Consider the following 26,545-nt stretch of genomic DNA (forward strand, 5'->3'; position numbering starts at 1 on the left):
ATTACCGTTCACAGTGTTGTTAAACACGGGATGAATTTATTTTCAATTTCATTTATCAATAAATTTCACAGTATTAGCAACTGTTTTTTCTGACTCCCGAATGTTGAATTTAGTAGCTAGTTTTAAAAAGATTTTATAAATACAATATCCAAAAATAGAACCTTGAACGTTACAGATTACATCATCAATATCAGTAATACGTCCCACTCCACTAAATAAAGACTCAGTTAATTGTAGCAATTCAATACTAACTGATATAGCAAATCCTAATAAAATAGTATTTTTGACCTTTTTATATTTATCCCATAAAATTGGTGCTAAAAATCCTAAAGGCATTAATAATAAAATATTCCCGCCTACGTTTCTAACGATTAGACCGATCATAAATAGGACATCTCCATCATAAGCACTACCAATTTGATTGATATCTTTAATAATTGATGTAAATGGTATTATATTGACCGATCGATTCAGATTTTCAATATTAGAAGGAAAACCGATTGGTAAAGGGAATAAAGTTACTGCAACAACCATACAAATGTAGACCATGAATAAAAAACTTATTATTTCTTTCCACCAAATCACATGTTTTTTATTTTTCACCCCAATTAATATGCCACGTACAATTAAATAACAAATAACCACTAAAATAATAAACAAACTACCATTGATCATATACAAGTTGCTAGCACTTCCCTTCATATGAATTAATAATTTAAATTTACAACTATATAGTAATGTTTTTTAATTTTAAAATCCATATAATTATATGTACTTGTACAGAATTAGAAAAAACTTTTATTTAGTAAATAAAGGTTTCCTTATTAGCTAAAATATTTTTCAAAACAGAAACAATCATGAACCCGTTTAAATTGTTTTCTTATCTCTTCTTTATTTTCACCTGTATAATGAGCAAATGTTTGAACCGGATATAATTGATTTATATTACTTTTCATTACACCTTTTATCTCGTCTGTATGATCCGAATATACGTGTAAATATGAATCTACGTTTACAAAACCATTCTTCTCATACCATCCATGAACCCATAGAATATGCTCGAATTTTCATATCCATGTAATTAAATACCTCTTTCTATTTCTGCCAATAATTTTTCAGGTCCTGAACCTTTATTTGAAACAATAACCAATGTAATTCCTAAGTCTGGATATACAGCTGAGCGAAAACTCACGCCCGGGTCATAACCCATAACATGGTATTTAAAAATATTGTTTTGTCTTGTTTCAATCCATATTCCATAGCCGTAAGACTGTTTATTATTTACTTGAATGTGAGGAGTTAAGAGTAACTTTGTATATTCTTTTCCTAAAATTTTATTATTAAATAGTGCCGCCCAAAATTTCAACATGTCTGATGCAGTAATATATGCCCCTCCATCAGCTCCTCCTTTTATTGGTATAGAGTAGGCGTTTGTTCTCCAATTTTGGTTAGTTTTGTCCTTTATATATCCTAGTGCTGTATGTCTTGGTAATCTATCTAAAGCAAAATATCCAGAATCATTCATGCCAATCGGATTAAAAATGTTTTTTTCTATATACTCCGTAAATTTAAGTCCCGTCTGTTCTTCTATTATTAATCCAAGTATGATAAAACCTGCATTATTGTAGTGAAACTTACTTCCTGAAGCAAACATCATATTACCGTTTTGAAATAATGGTAAAAAGTCTCTTAAACTCTTTAAAAGATACATGGGTGTTTGTTTCCAAAGATCCTCAAAGTTATCCATTATACTTTCATCAAAATAATCTGGAATACCCGAACTATGCGTTAAAAGTTGATGTATTGTAATATCTTCATTGAAGTTTGGAAATTTAATATCTAAACAATCTTTTAACTTTGTATGAAAAGAAATAACACCTTTTTCAACAAGTTGACAGATGCCAATTGCAGTGAAAATTTTACATCCTGAAGCAATTCCGAATTTGGTTTGTAGTGTATTGTTTATACATTCACTTCGGTTTGCGTAACCAAACACTTCTTCATATACTAAGTCTTTTTCTTTTTTTACTAAAACAACTCCAGAGAAATCTATTTCCCTATGTATTTCTTTTACCATTTTGTCTATTTCATCTTTTGTTTTTATCACGACAACCACCCTTGTCTTTTGGTATTGTTCTTTCCCCCTCATGTTTTTCCATATAAAGGGGAAAGAACCCTCCTATTCAACACCATAAATTACAAGTAAAAACAAAGGAAATTATTTTAAATGTATTGATTCAGCAGAATATACCTTAGACTGCGATGGCAATAAAGTAAACACACACAATATGATAGTAAAAAGCAGCATCACAATTACTCCTATAATGACTACAATCTGAATGGAAATGAACTGAGTTGCAACACCGGACAGTATTGTAATAAAAATTGTTACCACTGCAACAACGAGTCCGTATATACTCCCGATTCGTCCCATCATATGAACAGGAACGTTATTTTGATAAAAGGTATAAAATCCTGTATTTGCGTATGCCATAGAGAAAGATAAAATAAAGAATCCGATAGCAGCTATTAAAAACTCATTTGAAAAAGCATAAATCAAATAACCAATTGCGATGAATAATGATCCTATTCCCATTAGAAATGAAGGTGCTAATTTTTTTGCCAAAATTGTATTTGTTATTGCACCTAATATAAAGCCTGCACCAGCTATACTCACTAGAAAACCGTATTCACTATCTGATAACAATAAAACTTCTTTTGCAAATGATAGTTCAAGTGAATCAATAGAAGTAGCTAATACCATCATCCCTTGAAATAGGAAATAAACACATACGATATACACAGATTTTTTACTAAAACTTAAAACTATGTTCCAATCTTTTTTTAATACAGCAAGAGATAATTTATCACTTGTTGTATTAGAATTGTATTTTCTATCAAGATTAGGTAAAAGTAATGTAATTAACCCTGATAATAGAAATGCAATAGCATTCATATATATGGCAAACTCTGGTGTACTCGCTATTAATAATACTCCCGCTACTGCCGGACCAATTAAGAATGCACCAGATCCTATTAAACTACGTAGTGAGTTGAAACGTTGTCTTTGCTCGAATGGAATTAATTTCGTCATATACGTCATAGCAGTTGGTTCATAAATCGCACTGGCCATGCTTATAAAAAATACTAAGAGATAGATAATCCAAAGAGATGGAACCAAAGGTAAAATAGTGATCAACACTGCACGATATATATCGAGATGAACCATTAACTTCCGTTTGTTTAAACGGTCAATCATACTTCCTGACCAAGCGTTTGTAAATAAAGTAGCCAATGGTTTAATTACATATAAAGTAGCAACAGCTAGGGCTGAGCCTCCCATATTATAGACAAGTATATTTAGTGCTATTAAGTAAATCCATGCACCTAAATTCGCAATACCAACACCGGACAATAGTAATAAAGGATATTTCCAATCTTTAAGTAATTTTTTCACTGTGGGCTCCCGCTTTCTAAATGGATTTAAATCAATAAAAAAATCTCACCCCCAAGACTTATTGTCTTAGGGACGAGATTTATTATCGCGATGCCACCCTAGTTTATTAATATGTCGCCATATTAACCTTATCAGGTACTGCATTGTATTTATGCTTATACCTTAGCTCTATAACGGGAGCTCCCGTCACACCACCCCCTCATAAAAGGTTCCGATGTGCTGCTCAGAGGCTTGGTTCAATAAAAAATTTTTACTCCTTTTCAGCTAAATGGAGCTCTCTGTGAAAAATTCATTTTATTTACTCTTCTCTTCATTGCATGTAATTTTATCCATATTAACAAGGGGATATTAAATTGTCAACGATAAGACGGAATAATCAGTTTTCGATAGAAAGAATGTCCCTTATGAATTCGTATATTCTTTTTATTTCTAAAAGTACGGTGCGTGAAATTGCTTATAACTCAAATAAAAGAGCCTATTATACTATAAGCTCTTTCAAAATCCTAATTAATTTGTATTTGCTTCTTCTAACGGTTGTAACGGTGGTTCTAATTCTAATTTTAATGTATCCCCTTCTTGTATATTTTGTCCTTTTTCAATACTTTGACTCGTTACATAGCCCGTACCTGAAGTTTTTAAATCTAATTTCAATAACTTTGAGAAATACATAACATCACGCATGGACCATCCTTTTACATTTGGCATTTTTGCGTGATTCCCTAATAAAAATATACGATCTCCTTCACTCATTATTTCGCCAGACTGTGGATATTGTTTCATTATCTTTCCTTCTCCTAAAATAACTGGCTGAAGTTTCTCTTTTTCTACGCTATTCTCTACTGTATCCATCGATTGGCTAACAAAATTTTGTACTTTTAATTGAGATCGCTTCGTTGCATCTGCCATTTGTTTTTCTGTATATGGTTTTATCTTTAAATATTCAAGACTATTTTTCATAACCGGTTTAAATATTTCAGCAAGAGGCTGTGCTCCATACTCGTCTCCCTTTAATTTCGGTTGTTTAATCGCTAAGTATACGATTAGCTCCGGGTCATCAATCGGAGCCATCCCTAAAAATGAAAAAATATAATTTTCTTTTCCTTCCATATATCGTCCATTTTCAGGATTTGGAATTTGCGCTGTTCCTGTCTTCCCTCCAATTGGATAACCATCCACTTTATACATTGTACCAGTTCCTTTTGAAGACGTAATAACACGCTCCATTAAGCTTCTTACCTTCTCCGCCGTTTCTTTTTTTATCGGATTTGCAATTTCTTTCGGTTGATTTTCCATAATAACTTGTTTATTTGATGGATTTACAACTTTATCAACGATATAAGGTTGCATCATTTTCCCGTCATTTGCTATAGCTGTAGCTGCTTGTACTAACTGAATAGGTGTTACTGTAGAACCTTGACCGAAAGAAGTTGTAACTTGTTGAATTTGTGTATTTAACAATAAAGTATTTTTACTTTCGCCAGGTAAATCTATTCCTGTTTTTTGATTGAATCCAAATTTATTCATATATTGCTTAAATTTATTCGGTTTCAGTAGCTGATCTTCTAAAATAGAAAAAGCTACATTCGACGATCTCTCAAACCCTTCATCAAAAGTAATCGATCCCCATCCAAATCCGCCATTATGATCTTTTATTTCTGCTGAACCAACTGCATATTTTCCTGATTGAAAATATTCTTTCCCGTTATATACACCTTCATTAATTGCAGCAGCTAACGTAAACACTTTCATTGTTGAACCTGGTTCATATGCGTTTGCTATTGGATCATTTAAAAAGTATTCGATATCACCTTTATTAGGATTATAACTAGGTTTACTAGACATTGCTAAAACCTTACCTGTCTTGGGATCTGCAATGATTCCTATTAACATAGAAGGGTCATAGTGTTGCTCTGCTTTGTTCATCGCTTCTTCTAAAAAACTATTAATTTGTTTATCAAGTGTAAGATATACATTATTTCCATGTTTTGCAGGTTCTACTTTTCCTATATCATTTGTAAGTGGAATACCTTTTTGTGAACCTACATATTCTACATTCCCATTTGTAGAGCGCAAATATTTATCCAAACTTTTTTCAAGTCCAAACTTTCCTTCTGTATTTCCCTTATCATCTGGCCTAGCAAATCCAAGTATATAAGATGCAAAATCTTCATTTGGATATACTCTTGCTTTCTCTGGCGTAAAAGACACTCCTGGTATTTTTAATTTTGCTATTTGATCCTTCCTTTCTCTCGATAAATTCCGGCCAATTTTTCCAATTTCAACTTGCGTACGTCCCTCATGAAAATTTTTTATTACTTCTTCTTTATCAATTTCAAGCGCATCAGCTAATCGTTGAGCAGTTTCATCTTTATTTTTCACTTCCTCTTTTCCTTTTAAATTCACAACAACACGATACGTTGTGGAATCTTGGACTAGCACCTTTCCAGTTTGATCATAAATTGTGCCACGATTCGCTTCTAAAACACCATTTTTATTATGTTGTTCATTCGCAAGATTCTTTACATCAACGCTTTGTATGATCCCTACTGCTTGAATGTAAAAAAAACGTAAAAGCATAGTAAGAAACAAAATAATAAAAGCAATCATCATATACCTTGCGCCTTTATTTGTTTGAAGTTTATGCATACTTTTCTCCTTTCTTTTACATTTGATTAATGAAAAAATGCGCTTCTAAGTATGTTTTTATTTAATACTATATTTTTCGAAGTTTTTTTGGTAATCCCTTTATATTAGTAAAAAGCTAGATGTGTAAATATTTATTTTTTGTTTTTTTATTTAATTTTTAATAAAATACGGTGCGTGAAATTTAAAAATCTTCGAACAAAAAGAACCTACTTATTTTGTAGGTTCTTAAGTTTAAGCTATATGGTTATATTTCGCTAAAAAAGGAATTTGTTTCGCTACCAATCCATACATTTTAAAAACAAATTTCGCTATCGGTTCAAACATACGTGCACTTTGCATTACTAAGCCGCTCGTAATAAATGTTAAGAAAGCAGCACCAAGTATATCTAGTGGATAATGAACGCCTACGTACATGCGTGATACACCGACTAATATTGCCCATATTAACGCGATATATTTAAGTTTTTCTCCTCTAAGAATAAATACGAAAGCAATCGAAAATACAAGCACAGAATGATCACTAACAAATGATGAATCTGCTGCATGCGGTACTAATTGATTTACATGATGTGTTATAAAAGGACGCGGATGGTAATATACCGCATGTATAAGAACATTTACTAATAATGCAATACTAACTGAAAGTGTCGTATATAACACTGTATATTGTTTTCTAATTGCATTCTCTTTCTTTCCATTATTGAACCATAGGATAAGCATGAATAGAATAGCTACATATGGAACACTATTTGTAATAGCGATCATTAGCGTATCTAATAGCTTGGATGATCCAGCAAAGTTATTAATCCATTGAAATACTGTGTAATTCATATTACTCTCTCCTTACATACAAGTGTTCTTGATTTACACAGTATACAACATCATTATGAAAATGGGCTTAAGCTTTTCTCATCTAATTCTCATTTTACAATGATGAAAATAATTTTATTGGAGAATTATGTATAAAGCCTAAAAACCTTTGAATTTCATTTTTATGCTACCCTAATAATCCTAATACAATATAATATTCGTAATAAACAAAATGATTTAATTACAAAAAAGAAGGCATGTATAAAACACACCTTCTTTTCAATACTTTTGATCACTTATTTTTTTATACAAGGTATTGTAATCGTAACGATTGTTCCCTCGTTTTCCTTACTCTCTATTTGAATAGATCCGTTATATTTCTCTACAAGCCGTTTTGCAATAGACAAACCAAGCCCATTTCCCCCTTGCTTTCTACTTCTCGCTTTATCAACTCGATAAAAACGGTTCAGAACAAAAGGTAAATCTACTTCAGGTATTCCTGCTCCACGATCTATTATACGAATTTTAACTTTCTGCGATTGTACAGTGGATTCAATACAAATATACTTATTAAATTCTTTTGCATATTTAACTGCGTTGTCCATTATGATAATAACAATTTGTTCTAAGTACGATGATGGCATTGACACATATGCTGCATCTCCATCCAATTTCATGTCAAATTGAAAATCAGTTTGAAGTATTGAAAAATTTTGTGTAACTTGTTTTAACACGCTATTTACATGGACTGGCTCAGCTGCTATTGGATGCATTTGTTCAGATTCAGCTCTTGATAGTTCTAGCAATTCTGAAACTAATTTATTTAAACGCTCTACTTCTTTTAAACTGGATTGAAGAGATTTATCTAATACTGCTGGATCATTTTTCCCCCAACGATTTAACATCGATAAGTGTCCCTGAATAATTGTTAATGGTGTTCTTAGCTCATGAGATGCGTCTTCTACAAATTGTTTTTGTTGTGTAAAAGAAGTTTCTACTTCATCCATCATTTCGTTAAATAGAAATGATAATTTCGCAAGTTCATCATTATTTTCTCGTACTGGAACCCGTTCATTTAGTCCGTTTTTCTTAATACGCTTCATCGTATCTGTTATATTTTGAACACTTGATAATAGTTTTTTCGATATAAGTATCCCGCCTAAAAAACTAAATACCAATCCGAATACCCCAGAAATAACCATTACAACTAAGATGATTTTTAATAAGTGATCAAAAGTCTCTAAGTTTTTCGTAAGTTCAATCGTTCCAGTAAACCCTTTTGTTTGAATTGGTATACGTTCAGCTAATATTCGATCTTCTAGATGTCTTGTTATTAAAGATTCATCTTCTGTAACATACTTCGGTTTTATCCAATTTTCATTAAAATCTCGTGAGACAGAAACAATCGGTTTTCCGTTAATGTCGATAATACGAATCATTTGATGTTTATCAATCATATTATTTAGGAAATCTTTACTGTTTTCAAATGTTTCACTTGAGAGACTATCATTTTTATCTTTGAAATATGCCGATATTTCTGTCACTTGTCTATTTATCTGTTTCTGTTCATAATCTATAGTCCACTTATTAATTACTATAAATTGCAAAGTACTATATAACATGAATAAAATAAATACTAATGTAGTTGACCAAATTGTTAACTTCCACATTATAGGTAGATTTCGAATTCGAAACATAATATTTTTTATCATTTCATTATATATCCTGCACCTCGGACGGTTTGGATATATTCCTCCTTATCAACACTATGTAACTTATTTCGTAAATAACGAACATATACATCCACGATATTCGTCTCAACGATTGCGTCATATCCCCATACTTGATCCAATAAAACATCACGGGTAAGTACTCGATTAATATTTTTCATAAACATAAGTAATAGCTCAAATTCTTTATTTGTAAGTTCAATTTCTTCATTTCCTTTTGTAATAGTTCGAGATTCAATCTGGAGCTGTAAATCTTTGAACGTAAGAAATGAGACGTGCTTATTTTCTGTATTTTCTTCTCGTCTAAAAATAACTCTCATACGCGCTAACAATTCTTCAATCGCAAATGGTTTTGGAAGATAATCATCAGCGCCACTATCTAATCCTGTCACACGGTCCATAATACTATCACGAGCAGTCAGCATAATAATAGGTGTCTTTTTAGTTGCTCTTAATCGACGACATACCTCAAGCCCATTTAATCCTGGAAGCATTAAATCGAGTAATATGAGATCGTAATTCTTTTCAAGCGCAACTTCTAATCCCTTTCTTCCATCAGGTTGTATATCTACTCTATACCCTTCATATTTTAATTCTAACTCTAAAAAATCCGATAAACTTTCCTCATCCTCAATAATTAGTATATGTTGCAATGGTAATTCCTCCTATATGGTTAAATGAATGAGTAATCCTATTCCAAATATAATTGCGAAGATTTGATGTAATTTTCGATACATTATCAATTTCGTCTTCTTATTAGTTTGGTGTAAAAAAAATCCGACACATCCTAGTACGATTAAGGTTAAAAGAGAAAATATCCCGCTATAGAATAATAAAATATGCTGACTCCCGTTTAATAAAAAGTAAACACCGTGGGTGGTCGCAACAGATATTACAGCGTATCCAATTAATACGTGAAATTTTTTAATGAAAAGATATAATTCTTTAACCTTTTTAAATACATGTATATTTTTCTTTTTTAAAAATAACCATAAATGCCGTAAAAACCATAACAATGCAGCTATAATTGCTCCATATTCACCAATAGAACCTATTTTTTTATTTAGCCATTTTACATTTAATACGTTCCCATACGTAACATTAATAAATAGCAATTCCACACTGCAAATAATAATTGTAATACCTGTAATTTTAACATACATATGTAAATATTTATTTCTTAGTATCTTCTCCATTTTATTTAATCCCCTTACTTATAAAAATCCTGTAACAAGCAATGTATCAAATAAAAAAGAAAAGAGCATGAGAAAAAGATTAAAATAAAATGAGAATTCCAAACTACTTAGACTTTGTATTGATTGTTCTTTTTAGCTAACATTATCATTTTTTGAATAAACGGCGCCTTTGCATTTGTATAGGATACACGATCAAAAGGATATGTAGTTGCCAGCATCTCTTTTAATTCTCCATATTCTTTACGTGCCCATTCATGTTTTTTTAGAAAGTCTCGAAATAATAAATTGTTTCTCCATTCATCACTATTATAAATATAAACATGTAAATGGTGAGTACCGGCTCTCCATTCTCCCTTTCTAAAAAAACGCCAATTAGATGTTTCTTTTGGAACATACTCATAACCAATTTTAGAAAGGGGTTCAATCCACTTTTCGGTAATTTGTAAATCCGTTACGCCAATCATCATATCGATAAGGGGTTTCGTTCCTAATCCTTCTATGGATGTACTCCCTATATGTTCAATAGCAATCATTTCTTCTCCTAATAAAGAACAAAATTTATCTTTTTCTTTTAAATATTCTTCCTGCCATTCTTTTTGATATGGTTTAATAACAATTTGTTGATCCATTTTCTGCACCTTTTTATAAAAAATTATCATTATATTTGTAAAATTTCATGTTATTGATATAGGATTTTCACAAAATATGTCGAATACTGAAATATACAACTTAATTATATTAAATACGAGGTAAAATATGAAAGATATTCCAGTTAAAATTCAGATCAATCATGTAGGTTTCCAATTAAAAGAACATCATAATTTTGATTGGCTTATAAAATTAGGGACCGTATTTACAGTTTTTAACCAGCAAGATTCCGGTATGGTGTAAAAAAGATCGTTCCTTTATAAAATGGGGAGCAAGTAAAGAATTATATGAGATAGCATATCGTGCTGTAAATGAAAACCGTGCAGAACGGTATGCATCAGTTAAAGAATTTTATGAAGCTTGGTTAAAGGTGTCTAATGTGGTAGAGGAATAACCCTATATTATTAAAAGAATTATAGAGTTTATACTTATATCATGTATAATACATATGGAATGGAAATTCAGAATAACGAGGCAGATATCATGAACTTTGTTTATATTAATCAAAACGTATTAAATAATCTTCTATACATTTTAAGTAGTATATTTGTTTTTTATTTCATATGTGATAGCGGGCGCTATTTAAAGAAATATAGAACAGTACTTATTACCGTTTGTACGAGTATCCCACTCATTTTATGTATGCGTTATCCTATCTATATGGATGAAAATTGTATTCATGATTTAAGGCAAATTCCTGTTTTAATAGGTACACTTTATGGTGGATTCCCTGTCGGTATCATATTGTTTACTATTTTGTTAATTACAAGATTTGCATTTTATGGATTTAACATGTTAACAGTCATTGTTTACGGCACTATGCTTATCATTACAGCATTCGCATCTTCAAAATTTAATACATATAATAGAAAAGTTAAAGTAGCTTTTGCTATGTTTTTAACTTTTTTCCTAGCGATATTTACAACTGTGATTGTATTAACTTTATCAGACTTTGAAGTAAATAATTTGTATATTATTTATTTTATAATATTACCAACTACTTTGATGCTATTTATTGTTTATTTTAATGAAGTACTAAAAGATGCAGTATTTATGCGTTCAAAGTTGATTAAGATGGAAAAAATGGAGATTGTTAGCCAACTCGCTGCTAGTATATCGCACGAAGTAAGGAATCCCTTAACTGTTGTAAAAGGGTTTACACAACTTTTAAAAACACCAAATTTAACTCCTGAATCAAGAGACAAATATATTGAACATATACTTGAAGAATTAAATCGTGCCCAGGAGATTATTGATGATTATTTAACGTTTGCCAAACCTGCATCAGAAAAACTAGATCATATTGCAGTAGAACAAGAATTAAATCGAGTTATTAATATGATTTTGCCATTATGTAATATGAATACGATACATATTACAAAAGATTTCTCTAAGGCAACAATTGTTGGTAATAAACAACACTTTCAACAATGTTTTTTAAATTTAATAAAAAATGGTATTGAAGCAATGCCTAATGGTGGCACCTTAAATATTTCTTCATCTATTAGTAATAATAAAGTTATAATACGAATTGAGGATAGCGGAGTTGGGATGTCACAAGAACAAATAAATCGATTCGGTGAACCATATTTTAGTACAAAAACGAAAGGTACTGGTTTAGGTACAATGGTCGCTGTAAAGATCATCGAAACGATGCAAGGCACTTTAAAAATTCGAAGTATTGTTACTAAAGGCACAACTTTGATGATTACATTCCCAAAAAATAATGAGGATCCATCTTAAAACAAACAAAAAAGGAGCATAATAGCTCCTTTTTTATTTGTTTCGATACATGAGTATCTACTATGTTTTTTAAATTTACATTTGTGGAGACTAATTAATAATTAGTACCCCCCGCCCCAGCAGCTGCATCCTACAATAATTAATAAAATAAATAACACAACTAATAAAGCGAAACCTCCACCAAAACCACAAGAACCACCGTGACTCATATTTTCTCCTCCTTTTGGTTTGAAAACTAATAGGTAATTAATCATTTTAACCGGTTCGTATTATACATTATGTGTATATCCCTTTTTTGAGCATGTCTACCGAAAAATAAGTAAAAGCACTCGCTTGGGAGTGCTTTAAAATGGATACCAAAAATTTTGAAATACATTTATTTTTAAATATACTGCAATAATTAAAATGAAAACACCTGCAAATAAAGCGGCAAAATCCCCATTTTTCGCTTTATTTGTATAGAACCATGTACGTTTATCTTTCTTTCCAAACCCTCTTAAATCCATTGCATTTGAAACTGTATCGATCCTTTCTAGAGAATGAATAATTAGAGGCCAGAAAATTAAGATACGGTTTTTCACACGAATCCATACACCTGCTTCTCCTTTTTCAAAAGCTACTCCTCTCGCTTCTTGCGCATGTTTAATAACTTTATATTCAGACTGAATATTGGGTATATAACGTAATGCAATATTTACTGCATATGTAATTTTATAATGAATGCCCAGTTTACTTAAACTGCTAACAAATTCGCTTGGATTTGTCGTATAAATAAAAAGAAGTGTGAATGGTAATAACGTAAAATATTTTAAAGAAAGTGTAGCTGCATAAAATAATGTTTCATATGTAATTGTTGCATAACCAATATGTAAAAATGAAGTATATGATCCGGTTAGTTCAGATCCATGGGCTGGTGTAATAAATAAAATCATGGCAGAGTTTAATAAACTAAATGTAAATATAACACTAAAAATAATTATAATTTTACGAGGTGGAATTTTAGCAATTAAAAGACCTATACATCCAATCATAAATAAAATTAGCAATATACGAAAATCAAAAAATAAAAAAGTAAGCGTCATACAAAATATAAATAGAAGCAATTTCACTGCTCCATCCATACGATGAAAATATGTATTATGCATCTTCCTCCCTCCTGTTAACATCGAAATAAAGTTCTATAAACTTTTCAGGATATGAAATTCCACTAAATCTAATTAGTTTGAACAAAGAACTCTCACTTAGATTGGCTCTTTGTAACGTTTCTTCATGCCCTAATACAGTAGACACCGTATTATTCGCAATAATTCCCCCTTCATGTAGAACTACCGCTCGATCTGCATATTCTAATGCTAGATTCATATCGTGTGTGATAAAAATAAATGATATTCCCTTTTTAGTCAGTTTTTTAATAAACGACATAAACTGTTTATAATGATAGTAATCTTGTCCAGCTGTCGGTTCATCTAATATGATAAGTTTGGGATTTGTGATTAATACAGATGCGATAGTTAATCTCTTTTTTTGCCCGTAGCTTAATGCCTGAATTGGCCAATTACGAAATGGATATAAACCACAGATTTTTAACGATTCTTCAGCTCTATATTTAACTTCTTCCTTAGAAAACTTTTTAAATTTCAAAGAAAATGAAACTTCTTCTAACACAGTAGGTTGTGTAATCATATGATTTGGATTTTGCATCACATAAGATATAATTTCCCCACGTTTACGAATAGACCAAGAACTGATAGTTACTCCATCTAACAAAATTTCTCCATCTTTTATTTTATTTATACCAATCAGACTATGAGCTAATGTTGATTTCCCTGCTCCATTATGTCCCAACAGCGCTACAATTTCTCCTTCGCATATTGATAGACTTACATTTTTTAATACTTTTTGTTTATTAGGATATGAAAATGACAAATTCTCTACTTTAAGTAATTCCTTGTTTTTAGTATTACTTTTTAATACAATTTGCTTATTCATCCACTCTTTTATAACGCTATAGATTCTTTCCTTGTGAAGATTTTCAAGTGGATATATTACGTCATTATTACTATCAAAATGTAATCTCTTTAGTGCTTCGATGTAAATAGGCTCTCGTAAGCCAATACGAGGTAATATATTTGATGCCAAAATCTCTTCTGGTGTCCCTATCGCAACAACTACACCTTCATCAATTAAAATAATTTTATCCACATCCAGTTTTAAAATTTCTTCTATTCGATGTTCAATAATTACAATTGTTTTATTATATTGTTTATGTATATCTTTAATAAGTTCGATTGTATGTAAGCTACTTAGCGGATCTAAGTTTGCTAACGGTTCATCGAACAATAATATATCGGCATTTGTTGTTAACAGACCTGCTAGAGAAACAGTTTGCTTTTGGCCTCCTGATAATTCATGTGGACTTTGTTTATGAAAAGTATGCATCTTCACCTTTGTTAATGAGTCTGCAACAATCCTTTTCATATCATGTTGATTTACACATTCATTCTCTAAATAAAAAGCTACATCTTCTTCTACTGTAAGGCCAATAAATTGAGCATCTTGATCTTGCAAAATTGTTCCTACATATTTACTCTGTTCAAAAATACTGCCTTCCCTCGGGTCTTTACCAGCAATTAAAATGTTACCCGTACTAATCCCTTCATATGAAAATGGGATTAGCCCATTGATACAATGAGCTAACGTCGATTTCCCTGAACCGCTTCGTCCAGCAATTAGTACTTTTTCGCCAGAATTTATATGAAATGTAATGTCTTTTAAAGTAGGCTGCGCAGCATGCCCGTATTGAAAGGTAAAGTGTTCAAACGAAATAATTGGTTGCATGTTAACATCCCTACTTTTCAATTTTTAAATGTGTATGTTTTTTATTTGATTTAGCCAGACCAATTGTAATCGGTAATCCAAGAACTAAAAATACAATAACATCCGAAATTGTTGCTCCTAGTACTTGTATAACAATTTTGTCAAACGGTTCTCCCATCACAATAATATCGAATGCTCCAGCAAATATAATAGCAATGACAATACCAACTAACCCAGCAATTGCTAAATAAGAAATATCCCCCTTACTATACGTCCCGTTTTTCACACTAAAACCAGTTCTTTTTTGAATGAGACCCATCGCAAAACCAATAATTCCTGAGCTAACTACCCAGCCCCACCAAATACCCCCGCCAGTGATCGTATCTGTTACGGTATGACCGATAAGTCCTATTAACAGTCCAGCCACTGGACCAAATAATGCACCAAAAATGGTTAATATAGCTAATCCAGGTTTAATAAATGTATTTGGTGCAATAGTAAATCCCCAAAGTCCTAATATCCCGTATAAGGCTGATCCGATTCCGATTGCTACTACTAACTTTGTTGATAATTTGTTCATTTCAATTCTCCTCTCATATTAGTAAACTTTTATTACTCTATATTTATTTAAAAAATGAATTATGCATCGACACTCCCTTTCTATACAATAAAAAATGACCTCTTACATAAGAGGTCATTTTCTTTCACGTTCAAGAATCCTCTTATCTTGCAAAAAACACATCGTGTCCTCTGCGGAATTAGCACCTTCCTATGAAATTACATAGGGGTTGCTGAGGTTTCTTAGGGCCGTTCCCTCCACCTCTCTGGATAAGTATTAATTTGTAATTCGTATTATGGCACCAATAAGAGTGATTTTCAATACTTTTCTAATTATTTTTATTTTTCGTTAAATAATACACCTAAATCATTGTATTCTTATCGGAATTATGAAATAATGAATTCAAAATTGTTACGGGAGGAATGTATGATGAAAGTAATTGGTTTAATTGGTGGACTAAGTTGGGAATCTACATCACTATACTATAAACATATTAATACACTTACACTCTCTCAATATGATCAAAATGCTAAACTTGTCTTATACAGCATGGACTTTGGTGAAGTAACTACTTTATTACAAAACCATCAATATGAAGAAGTGAAAAATGAATTAGTCACAGTTGCAAAAAAAGTTGAAAAATCCGGTGCTGACTGTTTATTAATGTGCTCAAATACGGTGCATTTATTTGCTGAAGAAGTAGAAAATGCAATATCCATCCCGCTTCTTCACATTGGCGATGTAAGTGCTAAAAAAATGGTAGAACACAATATAAAACGTATCGGACTTTTAGGGACGAAACAAACGATGGAACAAGATTTCTATAAATCACGACTAGCAAATTATAATATTGAGACAATCATTCCAAATGACGAGGAAAGGACTTTTATCCATCATGTTATTTTAAATGAATTAAGTAAAGGAATTATTTCAGAAACATCAAAAGAAAAGCTATTACAAATTACAAACTCATTAGTTCAAAATGGTGCGGAAGGTATACTACTCGGTTGTACTGAAATACCTTTGCTCATTTCCCAGAACGATCTAACAGTTCCTGTATTTGATACTGCTTTTTTACATGCAAATACTGCTGTGCAGTTTGCTGGATAATAAAATAAAAGCATAAAAGTGTGCCCTCTATGTTTTTAATTGTCCAATCTATTAATTTAAAAGAGATTCCATAACTGTAATTGCTTCTTTTGATAACCTATTTGCTGCTTCAAGCTCTGTCAGCCTTTGTGCTAATAAGCTGTTCTTTATCATACGGTATTATCACAAATGGAACATTAGGTTGATAAATAATTGTCAGTCATCAAAAAAAGCATCTACAAAAATAGATGCTTAACCGTGATAAGGAGTGTTCTGTGAGGTTAGGATAAGCTTTTCAGCTTGTCCTATGCTATCAATATATGATTTAATTTATAAAACGTGAATAGTTAATAGAATTATTTTATGCCTCTTTTCTAATCTATTTCTATATTAAAACGTCCCTAGTTTATATACATACTAGAAACGATTCGTACTTTTTAATTCTCTACTTTTGTCGCTTCCCCAGTTAACCGCTTACTTTTCAATTCAAAATAAGCATCTAAAACTTCTTTTCCAATATCAGAGTTAATACCAGATTTATCATTTATAACCCACGGTACAACGACAGAAAATGCTATTTCTGGATCATCATATGGCGCATATCCTGCTAATGTTAAGTTATAGCATTCTCTACGATCGCCTTTCTCATTTCGCCCAATATCACTTTCTCCACCGTATACCGTTTGTGCGGTCCCTGTTTTACCAGCTGGTTTATACGATGCTTTTTGGAACGCTCTTACTCCCGTTCCATCCCCTTCTTGGAATACCTTTCTAAATCCTTCTTTTACTTGATTTATATACTCCTCTTTCATATCTACTTTATTTAAAACGACTGGTTCTATTGAATGCATCACTTTACCAACTTCATCTTTTTGAACGGTTTGTTCTCTAATCTCTTGAACAATTTGCGGTTTCATTCGATAACCGCCATTTGCGATAGTTGAAATATATTGTGCAAGCTGAAGTGGTGTATACGTATCATACTGTCCAATCGAATAATCTAATAAGAAACCAGGCTGATTATCTTTTCTTCCAATTTGTCCCGCAGTTTCATTCGGTAAATCAATACCAGTTTGTACGCCTAGTCCAAATTGCCTGAAATAATACCTCATTTTATCAAAGTATTCTTGTTTAATATCTAGTGAACTATTTTTCACATAATCCACGCCGGCAATTTTTAATGCTATATTAAACATATAAACGTTTGAAGAAACTTGTAACGCTCTTTGATCGTCTATATTTCCAAACTCTTTCCAAGACTTCTTCTCCTTAGTACCTTTAAACTTCATAGGTGCATCATAAAAATGTGTTCCTGGAGTTATAGCATTTGTTTCAAACCCTGTTAACACTGTCGCACCTTTAACAGTTGATCCAAGCTCATATGAACTTGTCATCGTACCTAAAGCATAATCTTCCACTTCCGTTTTCCCATCTTTTTCTACAAGCTTTTTCCCAGCCATTGATAATACTTGGCCGTTTTTCGGATTCATCATTACAACGAAAGCACGGTCTAACATCGATTCTGAACCTTTATATGCCTTTAATATTTTCTCTATGCTCTCTTCAACTTTTTTCTGTAATTCCATATCTATCGTTAAAGTTAAATTCTTTCCGCTTTTCCCTTCCGAAACCGTTTCTGTTCTTATCGTATTACCCTGTTTATCGGCAATGCTTCTTACTTCTTTTTTTGTACCGTGAAGTACATCTTCGTATTGCTGCTCGATATAACTTTTGCCGACTCTATCATTTCGGCTATAATCACGCACCAAATAATAGTCTAATCGTTCACTTGGTAATCCTTCATCGGCATTAGAAACATTTCCAAGAACGGATCGGAATAATCCATCATTTACATAGAATCTCTCCCAATCAACTGATGCGTCTACACCTGGGAGATTCGCTAAATTCTCACTAATTACAGTATATTCCTTTTCGCTAACATCTTTTTTAATAATTTGAGGTGCCATTTGATAACCAGAAGTCATTTTACTTTTAATAGCTAACACTTTTATATCTTTATCTGTTAATTCTTTAAGATTTTTATCTGTAACTCGTTTTCTTTTTAACTCTTCTATTTTTTTATCTAGCTTCTTTCCACTAATATCTTTCTCCCTAAATGAATCTATTTCTTTTTTTGATACTAGATTTTGAGCAAGTTTTGGATTTAATTGCATCCAAAAATCTTTCTTATCTGTCTCAGTTAACTTATTTATATCTTCTTGCGGCATTTCAATTATTTCTGCAAGTTGTCTTGCAGTTTTTAGCATTTCTTCTGATTTTACTCCTTTCATCTTTGTATATGTAATCGTGCGTAAAGATTTATTATCAACAACTGGATTCCCTTCTCGATCAAATATTTTCCCACGCGGGACAGAAAGACTCACGGTTGCATTTTCTCTCTTCTCTACTTCATTTTTATACGTCTCTCCATCGATAATTTGCACTTTACCTAACTTTATTATCATGGCAGAAAATAATAAAAATACACAAAAGAATAAAATGTTTAACCGTACTGGCATTGCTCTACTACTTTTTTTCTCTTGCTTCTTCACTTTGTCATAATCTCCTCCTTTTAGCGATTTGAATAATAATGGTATCTCTATATTAAAAATAATGTACAACTTCTATACATTACTTCGTATGGATATTAATATAATGTTAAAAACTTAATTGAAATTAAAACAAAGGTAAAGAAAAGGTAAAGTTTACTAAAGTAAATATAAAAATACCCAATAACAAAAAGTTTAGCTTTTTGTTATTGGGTATTTAATAATTTAAGAATTAATAGTAGATCGTATTGATATACAACTATCATCACAATTTGATAGAGATTGTTTACTTTGAATTTTCGGCAAGTAAATCGTTACAGTTGTCCCGACACCAACCTCACTCATAATGCTTATTGTCCCTTGATGACTTTCAATAATTTTATAACTTAACATTAATCCAATACCGGTACCTTTTTCTTTCGTACTATAAAAAGGCTCACCTAATCTCTTAATTCTTTCTTCAGGTATTCCTATTCCTTCATCTATTACATGAATAATAACACCATCATTATTGATTTTTTTTATATGGATTGAAATTTCCCCACCATCTGGCATAGCTTCAATTGAATTTTGTAAAATATTAATAAATACCTGTTTCAGTTGATTTTCTGAGCATTCAATGATTACTTCTTGGGAATCTGTATATAATTCCACTTGAATATTTGTCATAATTGCTTTTGTATTTATTAAAGATACGACATTTTTAAATATTTGATAAATATTTTTCTTTTCAGTATTTATTTCATCTGTTTTAGCAATTGATAAAAACTCTTGGAGGATTGATTCTATTCTTTCTATTTCGGAAAGCATAAGGTCAAAATATTGCTCTTGATCTTCTTTATTAATTTGGAATAACTGTATAAACCCCTTAATTACAGTTAATGGATTCCTTACTTCATGAGCTACCCCAGCTGCTAATTGACCGATTGCCGCTAATGTATCTGATTTATTTAGCAATTCTTCTGTCTTTTTTCTCTCTGTAATATCGCGTACGATAATCATAATTTTATCCTGCAATAATGGTAAGCACCTAGCTTCAAAGAAATCGATACTTTCATTAATTGTAAGTGGATATTCGACAATTGCATTTGTTCCTTTTTCTTTCACTTGACGAATTGCTTCTTGAAATTGCTGCGCTACTGGAGATGGTAATACTTCGTAAAACTTTTTTCCCATAAAAGCTTCTGCGGGTACGTAAAATTTTGTAGGAGATCCTGCTTTATACTCTATAATTGTGCCATCATCTTCTGTTAAGAAACATAAATCTGGTAAAGCTTTAAAAATTAATTCCAATTCAGATGTTTGTTGTTTCAACTGCTTTTCTATCGCTTTTAAATGTGTAATATCTACGCCAACAGCCCAGTAGCTGAATCCTGTTACAGGAAACTGCTCTGATATATTTGACCACATGATTGTTTTAACTTCTCCGTTTTTACATGTTAAACGCATTTCCCAATCTCTAAAATTTTTTCCTCGAGTCAAAAATTTATTTTGTATTTGGTGACGATAATTATGGTCTGGGTACAATAATTGAAGTGCATTTGGATTCCCGATTATCTCTTTAGCAGTATAACCTGTTACAATTTCACATTCACGATTCCATAGAATAAAATCTCCATTATAATCAAGCGCATCAACCATGACAGGCATGTTTTGTAAAATTGTATGTAGCTCCTCCTCTTTTTGAGAGAGGAACGTTGCATTTTTAGTTTGTAATACTTTTATTGCACCATCTAAAATTAGGTTTGCTAGCATTTCAAAGTATTTTTGACAATTGAAAATTTCACTTTTTTGGGACCATACCACAAAAGATCCTAAATATTGATTGTATAAGAAAATGGGGATTTCAATTTTGGGAAGTTTACATATTTTCATTTCATTTATTCCAAATGAAAATATACATACTTTTTCAGCATCAAGAAGTTGATGTGATATGTTTGTTAATTTATAAAATTGTTCTGCCATGGTTTCTATTGTACTCACATCAATAAGTTCCATTAGCCGCGCATTCATTCCTTTTTCACCTCAATATGTAAAATTAATACAACTCAAAAATTCATACTTCTCCATTATACGAAGAATGTGCGTATAGGTATATAGCTGTAGAATAATTATTCAAACAAATTTTATTTTTCAATTAAAAATAGATAATAGTATACGCTTCAAGTGAAACTTTCATCCATCAGGTATTATCCATTCCGTACAAAGCGACGTATTATTTGTATGCCACCCTTCAACCTAACTTCCTTTATGTTCGTTAAATTTCAAAATTGTAAACGACTCTTAGCAGAATAAAAATACAAAAAATATAAAGTTCATAAAATTTTCATAATTATTATGAAAATTCTAAACATTTATTCCAATATATTCTATATAATAAAAAGTAATAAGGCTTCTATGAATCTCATAGAATACCTTACCCCTAATAAAAAGTAAAAAAGAATCCTCATTGGATTCTTTTTTACTTTTTATGCTAACACATGCGTATACAGGGCATGTGCAACACCATGTTCTTCATTTGTCAACGTTTCGTATTGACACATCGCTTTTATTTCTTCAACCGCATTTCCCATTGCAATTGATATATTTGCTTTTTCCATCATGGAAACATCGTTTAGGCCATCACCTATCGCTACAGTATTTTCAACTGGAATATTAAGATGTCCTGCTAAAGTATATAATCCATTGCCTTTTTGAGCATCTCGATGATTAATTTCTAAATTATGCCAATAGGAAGATGTAATTGCTAAATCTGTATTGTGTAGAAATTTCTCTTTTAATTGTTTTAATTTCTCAATATCATAAGAAAATGGTAACAGTTTATGCACGTGGATATCTGTTTCTACAATTGGTTTACAACTTTCTGCACTATGAAAAGCTGTATGCTCAAGGTATAATGCTGCGATCGTTTCTAACTCTTCCAAGTCGAAATTTTCTTTTGAATTCTTCACATACTCGATTTCATTACGTACACTCTCTACTCCATAATCCGGTACATATACACCTTTATCTGTATAAAGCTGATAATATAAGCCATTCGCTTCAAGATATTCTACAATTTCAAGTGCCTGCATATTTTGAATGGGATATCTCTTCATCATTTTCTTGTCTTTATAAATAAGTGCACCATTTTCCGCAATAATTGGACACTCTAAATCAACTTCTAACAATAATCGTTCAATATCAACAATAGAACGTCCTGTACAAATTGCGACAACATGACCGGCTCCTTGACATTTTCGAATTGCTTCTGCATTCTCTTTACTAATCATTTTATTACCAGAAAGAAGAGTTCCATCTAAATCAATTGCGATTAATTTCATTATTTCTTCACCACTTTCTTTAAATACACGAGTTCTAATCGATTAAAAGGTATCGTTTTCATACAGAGCTCGTAAAGTACTATTTATTTATAATTTATGAAAAGCGTTTCAGGTCAAGAAATAATTTTAAAAAACATGAATGAAAATGAGATTTATTATCAATACTATAATTAATAAAAGGGCAACCACGATTTGGCTACCCTTCAAAAACTTATATTTCTGGATCGAAAGTTTTGCAATCTGTTTCTTCCGTAGTAGATGCTTGTTTACCTTTATGACTTACCACATAAATTGCATCTGCACTACATTTATTACCGTTAGCCCAAAATTTACAGTTGTTTACTTCACATAAAACGTCTTGTGCCATAGTATCACACCTCCTTGTTCTATTATCATTAACAAAATTCGGAGGTATGATACTCTTTGTTATGCATTTTTTATTACCTTTTTAGCTTTCTTAATGGTTCAATATCTCCTCGTACAATAGCATCTATATTTTCGGTTATTTTTTCAATGTCAAAATGCCACCATTGAATTTGCAATAATTCTTCTATTATTGCATTTGAAAATCTCTCTTTTATTTTATTTGCAGGGTTTCCACCAACAATTGTATATGGTGCGACGTCTCTGGTCACAACAGATTTAGCTGCAATTATTGCACCATCACCTATTTTTATTCCGGGCATAATAGTTGTATCCATGCCAATCCAAACGTCATTTCCTATAACTGTATCTCCTTTATATGGTAAATCAGATAAATCCGGTGTGAATTTCTCCCATCCATTCCCAAAAATATTAAAAGGATACGCCGAAAATCCATCCATTCGATGATTTGCTCCGTTCATAATAAAGGTAACTCCAGATGCAATACAACAAAACCTTCCAATAATGAGACGATCTCCGATGAATTCATAATGATATAATACTCGATCTTCTAAAGTTTCCCCATGTTTCGCATCATAATAAGAATAGTCACCAACGAGTATATTAGATTTCGTTATTGTATTTTTTATAAAATGAACGTTTTGATTTCCTTCAATTGGGTATTTAACATTTGGATTAGGATTCATGTTGCATAGCACTTCCTTTACCATTCATTTCACTTTCTACCGCTATTATTGGCTTTAAATTGTATATGGGTAAAATAAACAATAATCCAATTATAAATAGTAGCGCTGTGCCCTCATACATCGTACTTAATGAGAACATTTCTTTTAATGAACCAGCTATACTCATCGTTACTACCATTGAACCGGTGAATAGTGGACTTAAAATGCCATTTACACGACCAATAAAATCAGTATCGCTATTTTGAATAATGAGCGTATTAATCCCTATTTGGATACATGGAAGAGCTAACCCACTAAAAAGTTGTGCTGTAAGTGTCACCCATAAATTTGTGGAGTAGCCTATAATACCAATACCAATTGCCTGACCAAGCATACCGATAATTAACATCTTTTGCGGGGCTACGTTCTTTGCAAATATCATCGCTAAAGCTCCGCCAACAATCATCCCCGCACCATTTACTGTTAGTAACCATTGTAAACTCTCTTTTGATAACCCTAACTGCTCAGTCACAATAAATATACCTAGTGGCTGAATTAAGCCTATACCTAGTCCTGCTGCCATAAAACATAGTCCAAGCAAAGTTAATGCTTTTTTCTTTTTTACATATTTAATACCATCCAGCATTTCCTGTAATAGTGTGATTTCTTTCTTCTCATTTTTATTCTCGAGATCTTTCGGAAGAAATAACAAAACAACTGCTGCAAGTAAAAATGCGATACCCGTTATAATGATTGAAATATAAATTCCAAAACTATGAAAAATAAATGTGCCTAGAATTGGTCCTAACACCATAAATATTGCAAATATTGTTTGATAAATAGACATCGCTAATTGAATTTGTTCTGCCGATAAATGCTGTTTAAATAATTTCATTCCAGATGGTTGAGAAAACTGCGAAAGGATTGCAGAAATAAGCGTGACAAAAAACACGATTTTCCACGTTCCAAACATAAGTGTAATTAATACTGCAAATACTGATAAAGAACTTAAAGTCTCACACCATATCATTGTCCTCTTCGGTTTCCACCTATCAGCAAAAGTTCCACCAATGAATGAGAAAATAAAAATTGGAGCGAATTCAGCAACTGAAATCATTGAAATAGCGAAAGCATCACCTTTCGTCATTTCCATAACATACAGCAATACCGCAAAGTTTCGAACCCATATTCCTATTTGTAAAAATAATGCTGATGCGAGAATTCCTTGCACAAACCGATTTTTCAATACTTGTGATACCCCATGATTTTGTTTCGTTTCCACAGTCGTTGACATAAAAAAGCCTCCTATTTCATGTTCTGAACAGGAGGCAGCACAAATCATATGAAAAGATTATATTTTCGCAGCGCGAAACACATCCCTTTTCTATAAATGTACATACTAACCCTATTCAGAAGAATATTTCGTTTTTTAACGAAGATCTCTTACAAATAGAATTAGTTGATCATTGGGATGTTTTCACCCTTCCGTTTCGAATTTAAATAACACATACATACTCTATGTAAATCATTTTCGATGTATGCATGTCTAAAAATAAATATTCTAGAAAGTTAAAGGCAATTCCTCTAAAGAACGCATTAAATAATTGCCTTGCCATTTAATTTCTGCACGATTCCCTTTTATTTGTAGTGCAGGCATACGCTTTAACAAAGTAGAAATAGCAATCTTTGCTTCTAGCCTAGCAAGTGGAGCCCCTAGACAGAAATGGCTACCATGCCCAAAGGCAATATGACGGTTATTTTCCCGCGTAATATCAAATACTTCCGGGTTTTCAAATACTGTTTCATCACGGTTGGCGGAAGCTAATGCAATGATAACCATGTCTCCTTTTTGTATTGTTTGATCGTGGATTTGAAAAGGTTCAGCCGCCCATCTTGCAGTTGTAATCTCAACTGGAGAATAATAACGCAAACCTTCCTCAATAGCAGAATCAATTAACGTTGGATTTTCTTTTAATAATTGTAATTGATTAGGGTTTTCAAGAAGTGCTAATACCGTATTTGTAATTAAATTCACGGTCGTCTCGTGTCCTGCTACGATTAATAGCATTATCATTGAATATAGCTCTGGAGCACTAAGTTTATGCCCTTCATTTTCTGCAAGTATTAGCGCACTAACCAAATCCTCTTTTGGATCTTTTCGTTTTACATCAACTATATATTGAAGATATGTAATAAACTCAGATAGTTGTTTTTCGGTTTCTTTTATTTCTTCAGGTGTTTCTGGCGATGCAATGACAGCATGCGACCAAATTCTAAATTTTGCTTGATCCTCTTTTGGAATTCCAAGCATCTCGCTTATTACAATAATCGGTAATGGGAATGAATAATCATCCACAAGATTTAATGTACCTTTTCGCTCTATCTCACTTATTAAATTATCCGCTATTCTCTGAATTCTTCCATCTAATTGTGTAATCATCTTCGGTGTAAAAGCTTTTTGAACTAAAGATCGTAAACGACTGTGGTTAGGTGGATCTGAATTTAACATGTGCGTTGTTAAATGATCACTATTGTCAATGGAAAGATACATGTTCTTTGTATCTTGAGGAAACACATTTACCAGATCTTTTTTTAAGCGATTATCTTTTAAAAGTGGCAGAGCATCTTCATATCTTGTAATAAGCCATTCAGCACCTAATTCAGTTTTATTTACAAATAAGATAGGTTGCACTTTTCTTGATTCTTTATAAATTTCATAAGCATCTTCTTTAAAATGAGCTGAAGCTAAATTAATACCATCTTCTATTCTTAGTCCAACTTTATTTTTCATTGACATTGTATTCCCTCACTCTCATTAGTTTTTGAAAACCAACCCAACATTTGCATTATACTCCAATAAAAACGTAAAAATTGTAAATTTTTAATCAGAAGCTTACTTCTTATATTGAAAAATAAAAAAGTGAGAGAG

Annotated in this window: 22 protein-coding genes, 3 pseudogenes, 1 riboswitch and 1 other annotated feature; of the genes and pseudogenes, 4 read left to right on the forward strand and 21 right to left on the reverse strand. The window is 31.8% G+C overall.

Annotated features, from left to right (window positions below; genetic code table 11):
• Positions 1-48: 48 nt before the first annotated feature.
• The 10 genes and pseudogenes from MR065_RS09030 to MR065_RS09075 form a co-directional block, all read right to left on the reverse strand.
• Positions 49-681, reverse strand: a complete 633-nt coding sequence (locus tag MR065_RS09030) for a VanZ family protein (protein WP_242213385.1) — start codon at positions 679-681, stop codon at positions 49-51.
• Between the two features lie 143 nt (positions 682-824).
• Positions 825-1,052: pseudogene (locus MR065_RS09035) on the reverse strand (GNAT family N-acetyltransferase); the annotation flags it as partial.
• Positions 1,053-1,081: 29 nt separating this feature from the next.
• Positions 1,082-2,107: a serine hydrolase domain-containing protein gene (locus MR065_RS09040; RefSeq protein WP_242213386.1), complete on the reverse strand. Its 1,026-nt coding sequence runs from the start codon at positions 2,105-2,107 to the stop codon at positions 1,082-1,084.
• A gap of 111 nt (positions 2,108-2,218) precedes the next feature.
• A complete protein-coding gene (locus MR065_RS09045) occupies positions 2,219-3,457 on the reverse strand; it encodes an MFS transporter (protein ID WP_242213387.1) in 1,239 nt (412 codons plus the stop codon).
• A 65-nt stretch (positions 3,458-3,522) separates the two neighbouring features.
• Positions 3,523-3,780: a binding site (T-box leader), on the reverse strand.
• Between the two features lie 184 nt (positions 3,781-3,964).
• Positions 3,965-6,103: a penicillin-binding protein gene (locus tag MR065_RS09050; protein ID WP_242213388.1), complete on the reverse strand. Its 2,139-nt coding sequence runs from the start codon at positions 6,101-6,103 to the stop codon at positions 3,965-3,967.
• A gap of 231 nt (positions 6,104-6,334) precedes the next feature.
• Positions 6,335-6,934 (reverse strand): undecaprenyl-diphosphatase, encoded by a 600-nt coding sequence (locus tag MR065_RS09055; protein WP_242213389.1) that lies wholly within the window; start codon positions 6,932-6,934, stop codon positions 6,335-6,337.
• Positions 6,935-7,209: 275 nt separating this feature from the next.
• Positions 7,210-8,625 carry a HAMP domain-containing sensor histidine kinase gene (locus MR065_RS09060; protein ID WP_242213390.1) on the reverse strand — a complete coding sequence of 472 codons (1,416 nt, stop codon included), beginning with the start codon at positions 8,623-8,625 and terminating at the stop codon, positions 7,210-7,212.
• Complete coding sequence (locus MR065_RS09065) at positions 8,622-9,296, reverse strand: response regulator transcription factor (protein ID WP_242213391.1); 675 nt, start codon at positions 9,294-9,296, stop codon at positions 8,622-8,624. Before MR065_RS09065 ends, MR065_RS09060 begins: the two co-directional genes overlap by 4 nt.
• Before the next feature lie 12 nt (positions 9,297-9,308).
• Positions 9,309-9,839: a hypothetical protein gene (locus tag MR065_RS09070; protein WP_242213392.1), complete on the reverse strand. Its 531-nt coding sequence runs from the start codon at positions 9,837-9,839 to the stop codon at positions 9,309-9,311.
• 107 nt (positions 9,840-9,946) lie between these two features.
• Entirely contained in the window at positions 9,947-10,468 is a 522-nt protein-coding gene (locus MR065_RS09075) for a GrpB family protein (protein WP_242213393.1), read from the reverse strand.
• Positions 10,469-10,595: 127 nt separating this feature from the next.
• On the opposite strand from MR065_RS09075, the pseudogene MR065_RS27430 reads away from it, so the two are divergent.
• The 3 genes and pseudogenes from MR065_RS27430 to MR065_RS09085 all read left to right on the forward strand — a co-directional run.
• Positions 10,596-10,721 (forward strand): annotated as a pseudogene (locus MR065_RS27430) (serine/threonine protein kinase); the annotation flags it as partial.
• A gap of 7 nt (positions 10,722-10,728) precedes the next feature.
• Positions 10,729-10,881 (forward strand): annotated as a pseudogene (locus MR065_RS27720) (serine/threonine protein kinase); the annotation flags it as partial.
• A gap of 41 nt (positions 10,882-10,922) precedes the next feature.
• On the forward strand, positions 10,923-12,230 hold the full coding sequence (locus tag MR065_RS09085; RefSeq protein WP_242213394.1) for a sensor histidine kinase: 1,308 nt from the start codon (positions 10,923-10,925) through the stop codon (positions 12,228-12,230).
• A gap of 101 nt (positions 12,231-12,331) precedes the next feature.
• On the opposite strand, the gene MR065_RS09090 is transcribed toward MR065_RS09085, so the two are convergent.
• The 4 genes from MR065_RS09090 to MR065_RS09105 form a co-directional block, all read right to left on the reverse strand.
• Positions 12,332-12,439, reverse strand: coding sequence for a YjcZ family sporulation protein (locus MR065_RS09090; RefSeq protein ID WP_088229366.1), 108 nt, complete (start codon positions 12,437-12,439; stop codon positions 12,332-12,334).
• A gap of 135 nt (positions 12,440-12,574) precedes the next feature.
• Positions 12,575-13,375, reverse strand: coding sequence for an energy-coupling factor transporter transmembrane component T family protein (locus MR065_RS09095; RefSeq protein ID WP_242213395.1), 801 nt, complete (start codon positions 13,373-13,375; stop codon positions 12,575-12,577).
• Positions 13,368-15,068, reverse strand: a complete 1,701-nt coding sequence (locus tag MR065_RS09100) for an ABC transporter ATP-binding protein (RefSeq protein ID WP_242213396.1) — start codon at positions 15,066-15,068, stop codon at positions 13,368-13,370. The genes MR065_RS09095 and MR065_RS09100 overlap by 8 nt, the downstream gene beginning before the upstream one ends.
• 10 nt (positions 15,069-15,078) lie before the next feature.
• Positions 15,079-15,627, reverse strand: coding sequence for an ECF-type riboflavin transporter substrate-binding protein (locus MR065_RS09105; protein WP_242213397.1), 549 nt, complete (start codon positions 15,625-15,627; stop codon positions 15,079-15,081).
• 139 nt (positions 15,628-15,766) lie between these two features.
• A riboswitch (SAM riboswitch) is annotated at positions 15,767-15,882 on the reverse strand.
• A 150-nt stretch (positions 15,883-16,032) separates the two neighbouring features.
• Between MR065_RS09105 and MR065_RS09110 the strand changes: the two genes are divergently transcribed.
• Positions 16,033-16,716, forward strand: coding sequence for an aspartate/glutamate racemase family protein (locus tag MR065_RS09110; protein WP_242213398.1), 684 nt, complete (start codon positions 16,033-16,035; stop codon positions 16,714-16,716).
• Between the two features lie 416 nt (positions 16,717-17,132).
• On the opposite strand, the gene MR065_RS09115 is transcribed toward MR065_RS09110, so the two are convergent.
• The 7 genes from MR065_RS09115 to MR065_RS09145 form a co-directional block, all read right to left on the reverse strand.
• On the reverse strand, positions 17,133-19,247 hold the full coding sequence (locus MR065_RS09115; RefSeq protein ID WP_242213399.1) for a peptidoglycan D,D-transpeptidase FtsI family protein: 2,115 nt from the start codon (positions 19,245-19,247) through the stop codon (positions 17,133-17,135).
• 222 nt (positions 19,248-19,469) lie between these two features.
• Positions 19,470-21,257 (reverse strand): PAS domain-containing sensor histidine kinase, encoded by a 1,788-nt coding sequence (locus MR065_RS09120; RefSeq protein ID WP_242213400.1) that lies wholly within the window; start codon positions 21,255-21,257, stop codon positions 19,470-19,472.
• Between the two features lie 455 nt (positions 21,258-21,712).
• On the reverse strand, positions 21,713-22,567 hold the full coding sequence (locus tag MR065_RS09125; RefSeq protein WP_242213401.1) for a Cof-type HAD-IIB family hydrolase: 855 nt from the start codon (positions 22,565-22,567) through the stop codon (positions 21,713-21,715).
• A gap of 211 nt (positions 22,568-22,778) precedes the next feature.
• Positions 22,779-22,934: a DUF1540 domain-containing protein gene (locus MR065_RS09130; protein WP_073515157.1), complete on the reverse strand. Its 156-nt coding sequence runs from the start codon at positions 22,932-22,934 to the stop codon at positions 22,779-22,781.
• A gap of 73 nt (positions 22,935-23,007) precedes the next feature.
• Positions 23,008-23,637 carry a Vat family streptogramin A O-acetyltransferase gene (locus tag MR065_RS09135; RefSeq protein ID WP_242213402.1) on the reverse strand — a complete coding sequence of 210 codons (630 nt, stop codon included), beginning with the start codon at positions 23,635-23,637 and terminating at the stop codon, positions 23,008-23,010.
• Positions 23,627-24,910: an MFS transporter gene (locus MR065_RS09140; protein ID WP_242213403.1), complete on the reverse strand. Its 1,284-nt coding sequence runs from the start codon at positions 24,908-24,910 to the stop codon at positions 23,627-23,629. The genes MR065_RS09135 and MR065_RS09140 overlap by 11 nt, the downstream gene beginning before the upstream one ends.
• A gap of 267 nt (positions 24,911-25,177) precedes the next feature.
• A complete protein-coding gene (locus MR065_RS09145) occupies positions 25,178-26,413 on the reverse strand; it encodes a cytochrome P450 family protein (RefSeq protein WP_242213404.1) in 1,236 nt (411 codons plus the stop codon).
• Positions 26,414-26,545 lie beyond the last annotated feature (132 nt).

Origin of the sequence: Bacillus cereus group sp. BfR-BA-01383 (assembly GCF_022663495.1) — a bacterium.
In the GTDB taxonomy this organism is placed as follows: domain Bacteria; phylum Bacillota; class Bacilli; order Bacillales; family Bacillaceae_G; genus Bacillus_A; species Bacillus_A cereus_AU.

Coding starts and splice junctions, on each gene's coding strand:
- MR065_RS09090 (WP_088229366.1), bottom strand. CDS start 12,439: ATGAGTCACGGTGGTTCTTGTGGTTTTGGTGGAGGTTTCGCTTTATTA.
- MR065_RS09055 (WP_242213389.1), bottom strand. CDS start 6,934: ATGAATTACACAGTATTTCAATGGATTAATAACTTTGCTGGATCATCC.
- MR065_RS09050 (WP_242213388.1), bottom strand. CDS start 6,103: ATGCATAAACTTCAAACAAATAAAGGCGCAAGGTATATGATGATTGCT.
- MR065_RS09145 (WP_242213404.1), bottom strand. CDS start 26,413: ATGTCAATGAAAAATAAAGTTGGACTAAGAATAGAAGATGGTATTAAT.
- MR065_RS09110 (WP_242213398.1), top strand. CDS start 16,033: ATGATGAAAGTAATTGGTTTAATTGGTGGACTAAGTTGGGAATCTACA.
- MR065_RS09135 (WP_242213402.1), bottom strand. CDS start 23,637: ATGAATCCTAATCCAAATGTTAAATACCCAATTGAAGGAAATCAAAAC.
- MR065_RS09140 (WP_242213403.1), bottom strand. CDS start 24,910: ATGTCAACGACTGTGGAAACGAAACAAAATCATGGGGTATCACAAGTA.
- MR065_RS09060 (WP_242213390.1), bottom strand. CDS start 8,625: ATGATAAAAAATATTATGTTTCGAATTCGAAATCTACCTATAATGTGG.
- MR065_RS09095 (WP_242213395.1), bottom strand. CDS start 13,375: ATGCATAATACATATTTTCATCGTATGGATGGAGCAGTGAAATTGCTT.
- MR065_RS09105 (WP_242213397.1), bottom strand. CDS start 15,627: ATGAACAAATTATCAACAAAGTTAGTAGTAGCAATCGGAATCGGATCA.
- MR065_RS09075 (WP_242213393.1), bottom strand. CDS start 10,468: ATGGATCAACAAATTGTTATTAAACCATATCAAAAAGAATGGCAGGAA.
- MR065_RS09085 (WP_242213394.1), top strand. CDS start 10,923: ATGTATAATACATATGGAATGGAAATTCAGAATAACGAGGCAGATATC.
- MR065_RS09130 (WP_073515157.1), bottom strand. CDS start 22,934: ATGGCACAAGACGTTTTATGTGAAGTAAACAACTGTAAATTTTGGGCT.
- MR065_RS09100 (WP_242213396.1), bottom strand. CDS start 15,068: ATGCAACCAATTATTTCGTTTGAACACTTTACCTTTCAATACGGGCAT.
- MR065_RS09070 (WP_242213392.1), bottom strand. CDS start 9,839: ATGGAGAAGATACTAAGAAATAAATATTTACATATGTATGTTAAAATT.
- MR065_RS09120 (WP_242213400.1), bottom strand. CDS start 21,257: ATGAATGCGCGGCTAATGGAACTTATTGATGTGAGTACAATAGAAACC.
- MR065_RS09125 (WP_242213401.1), bottom strand. CDS start 22,567: ATGAAATTAATCGCAATTGATTTAGATGGAACTCTTCTTTCTGGTAAT.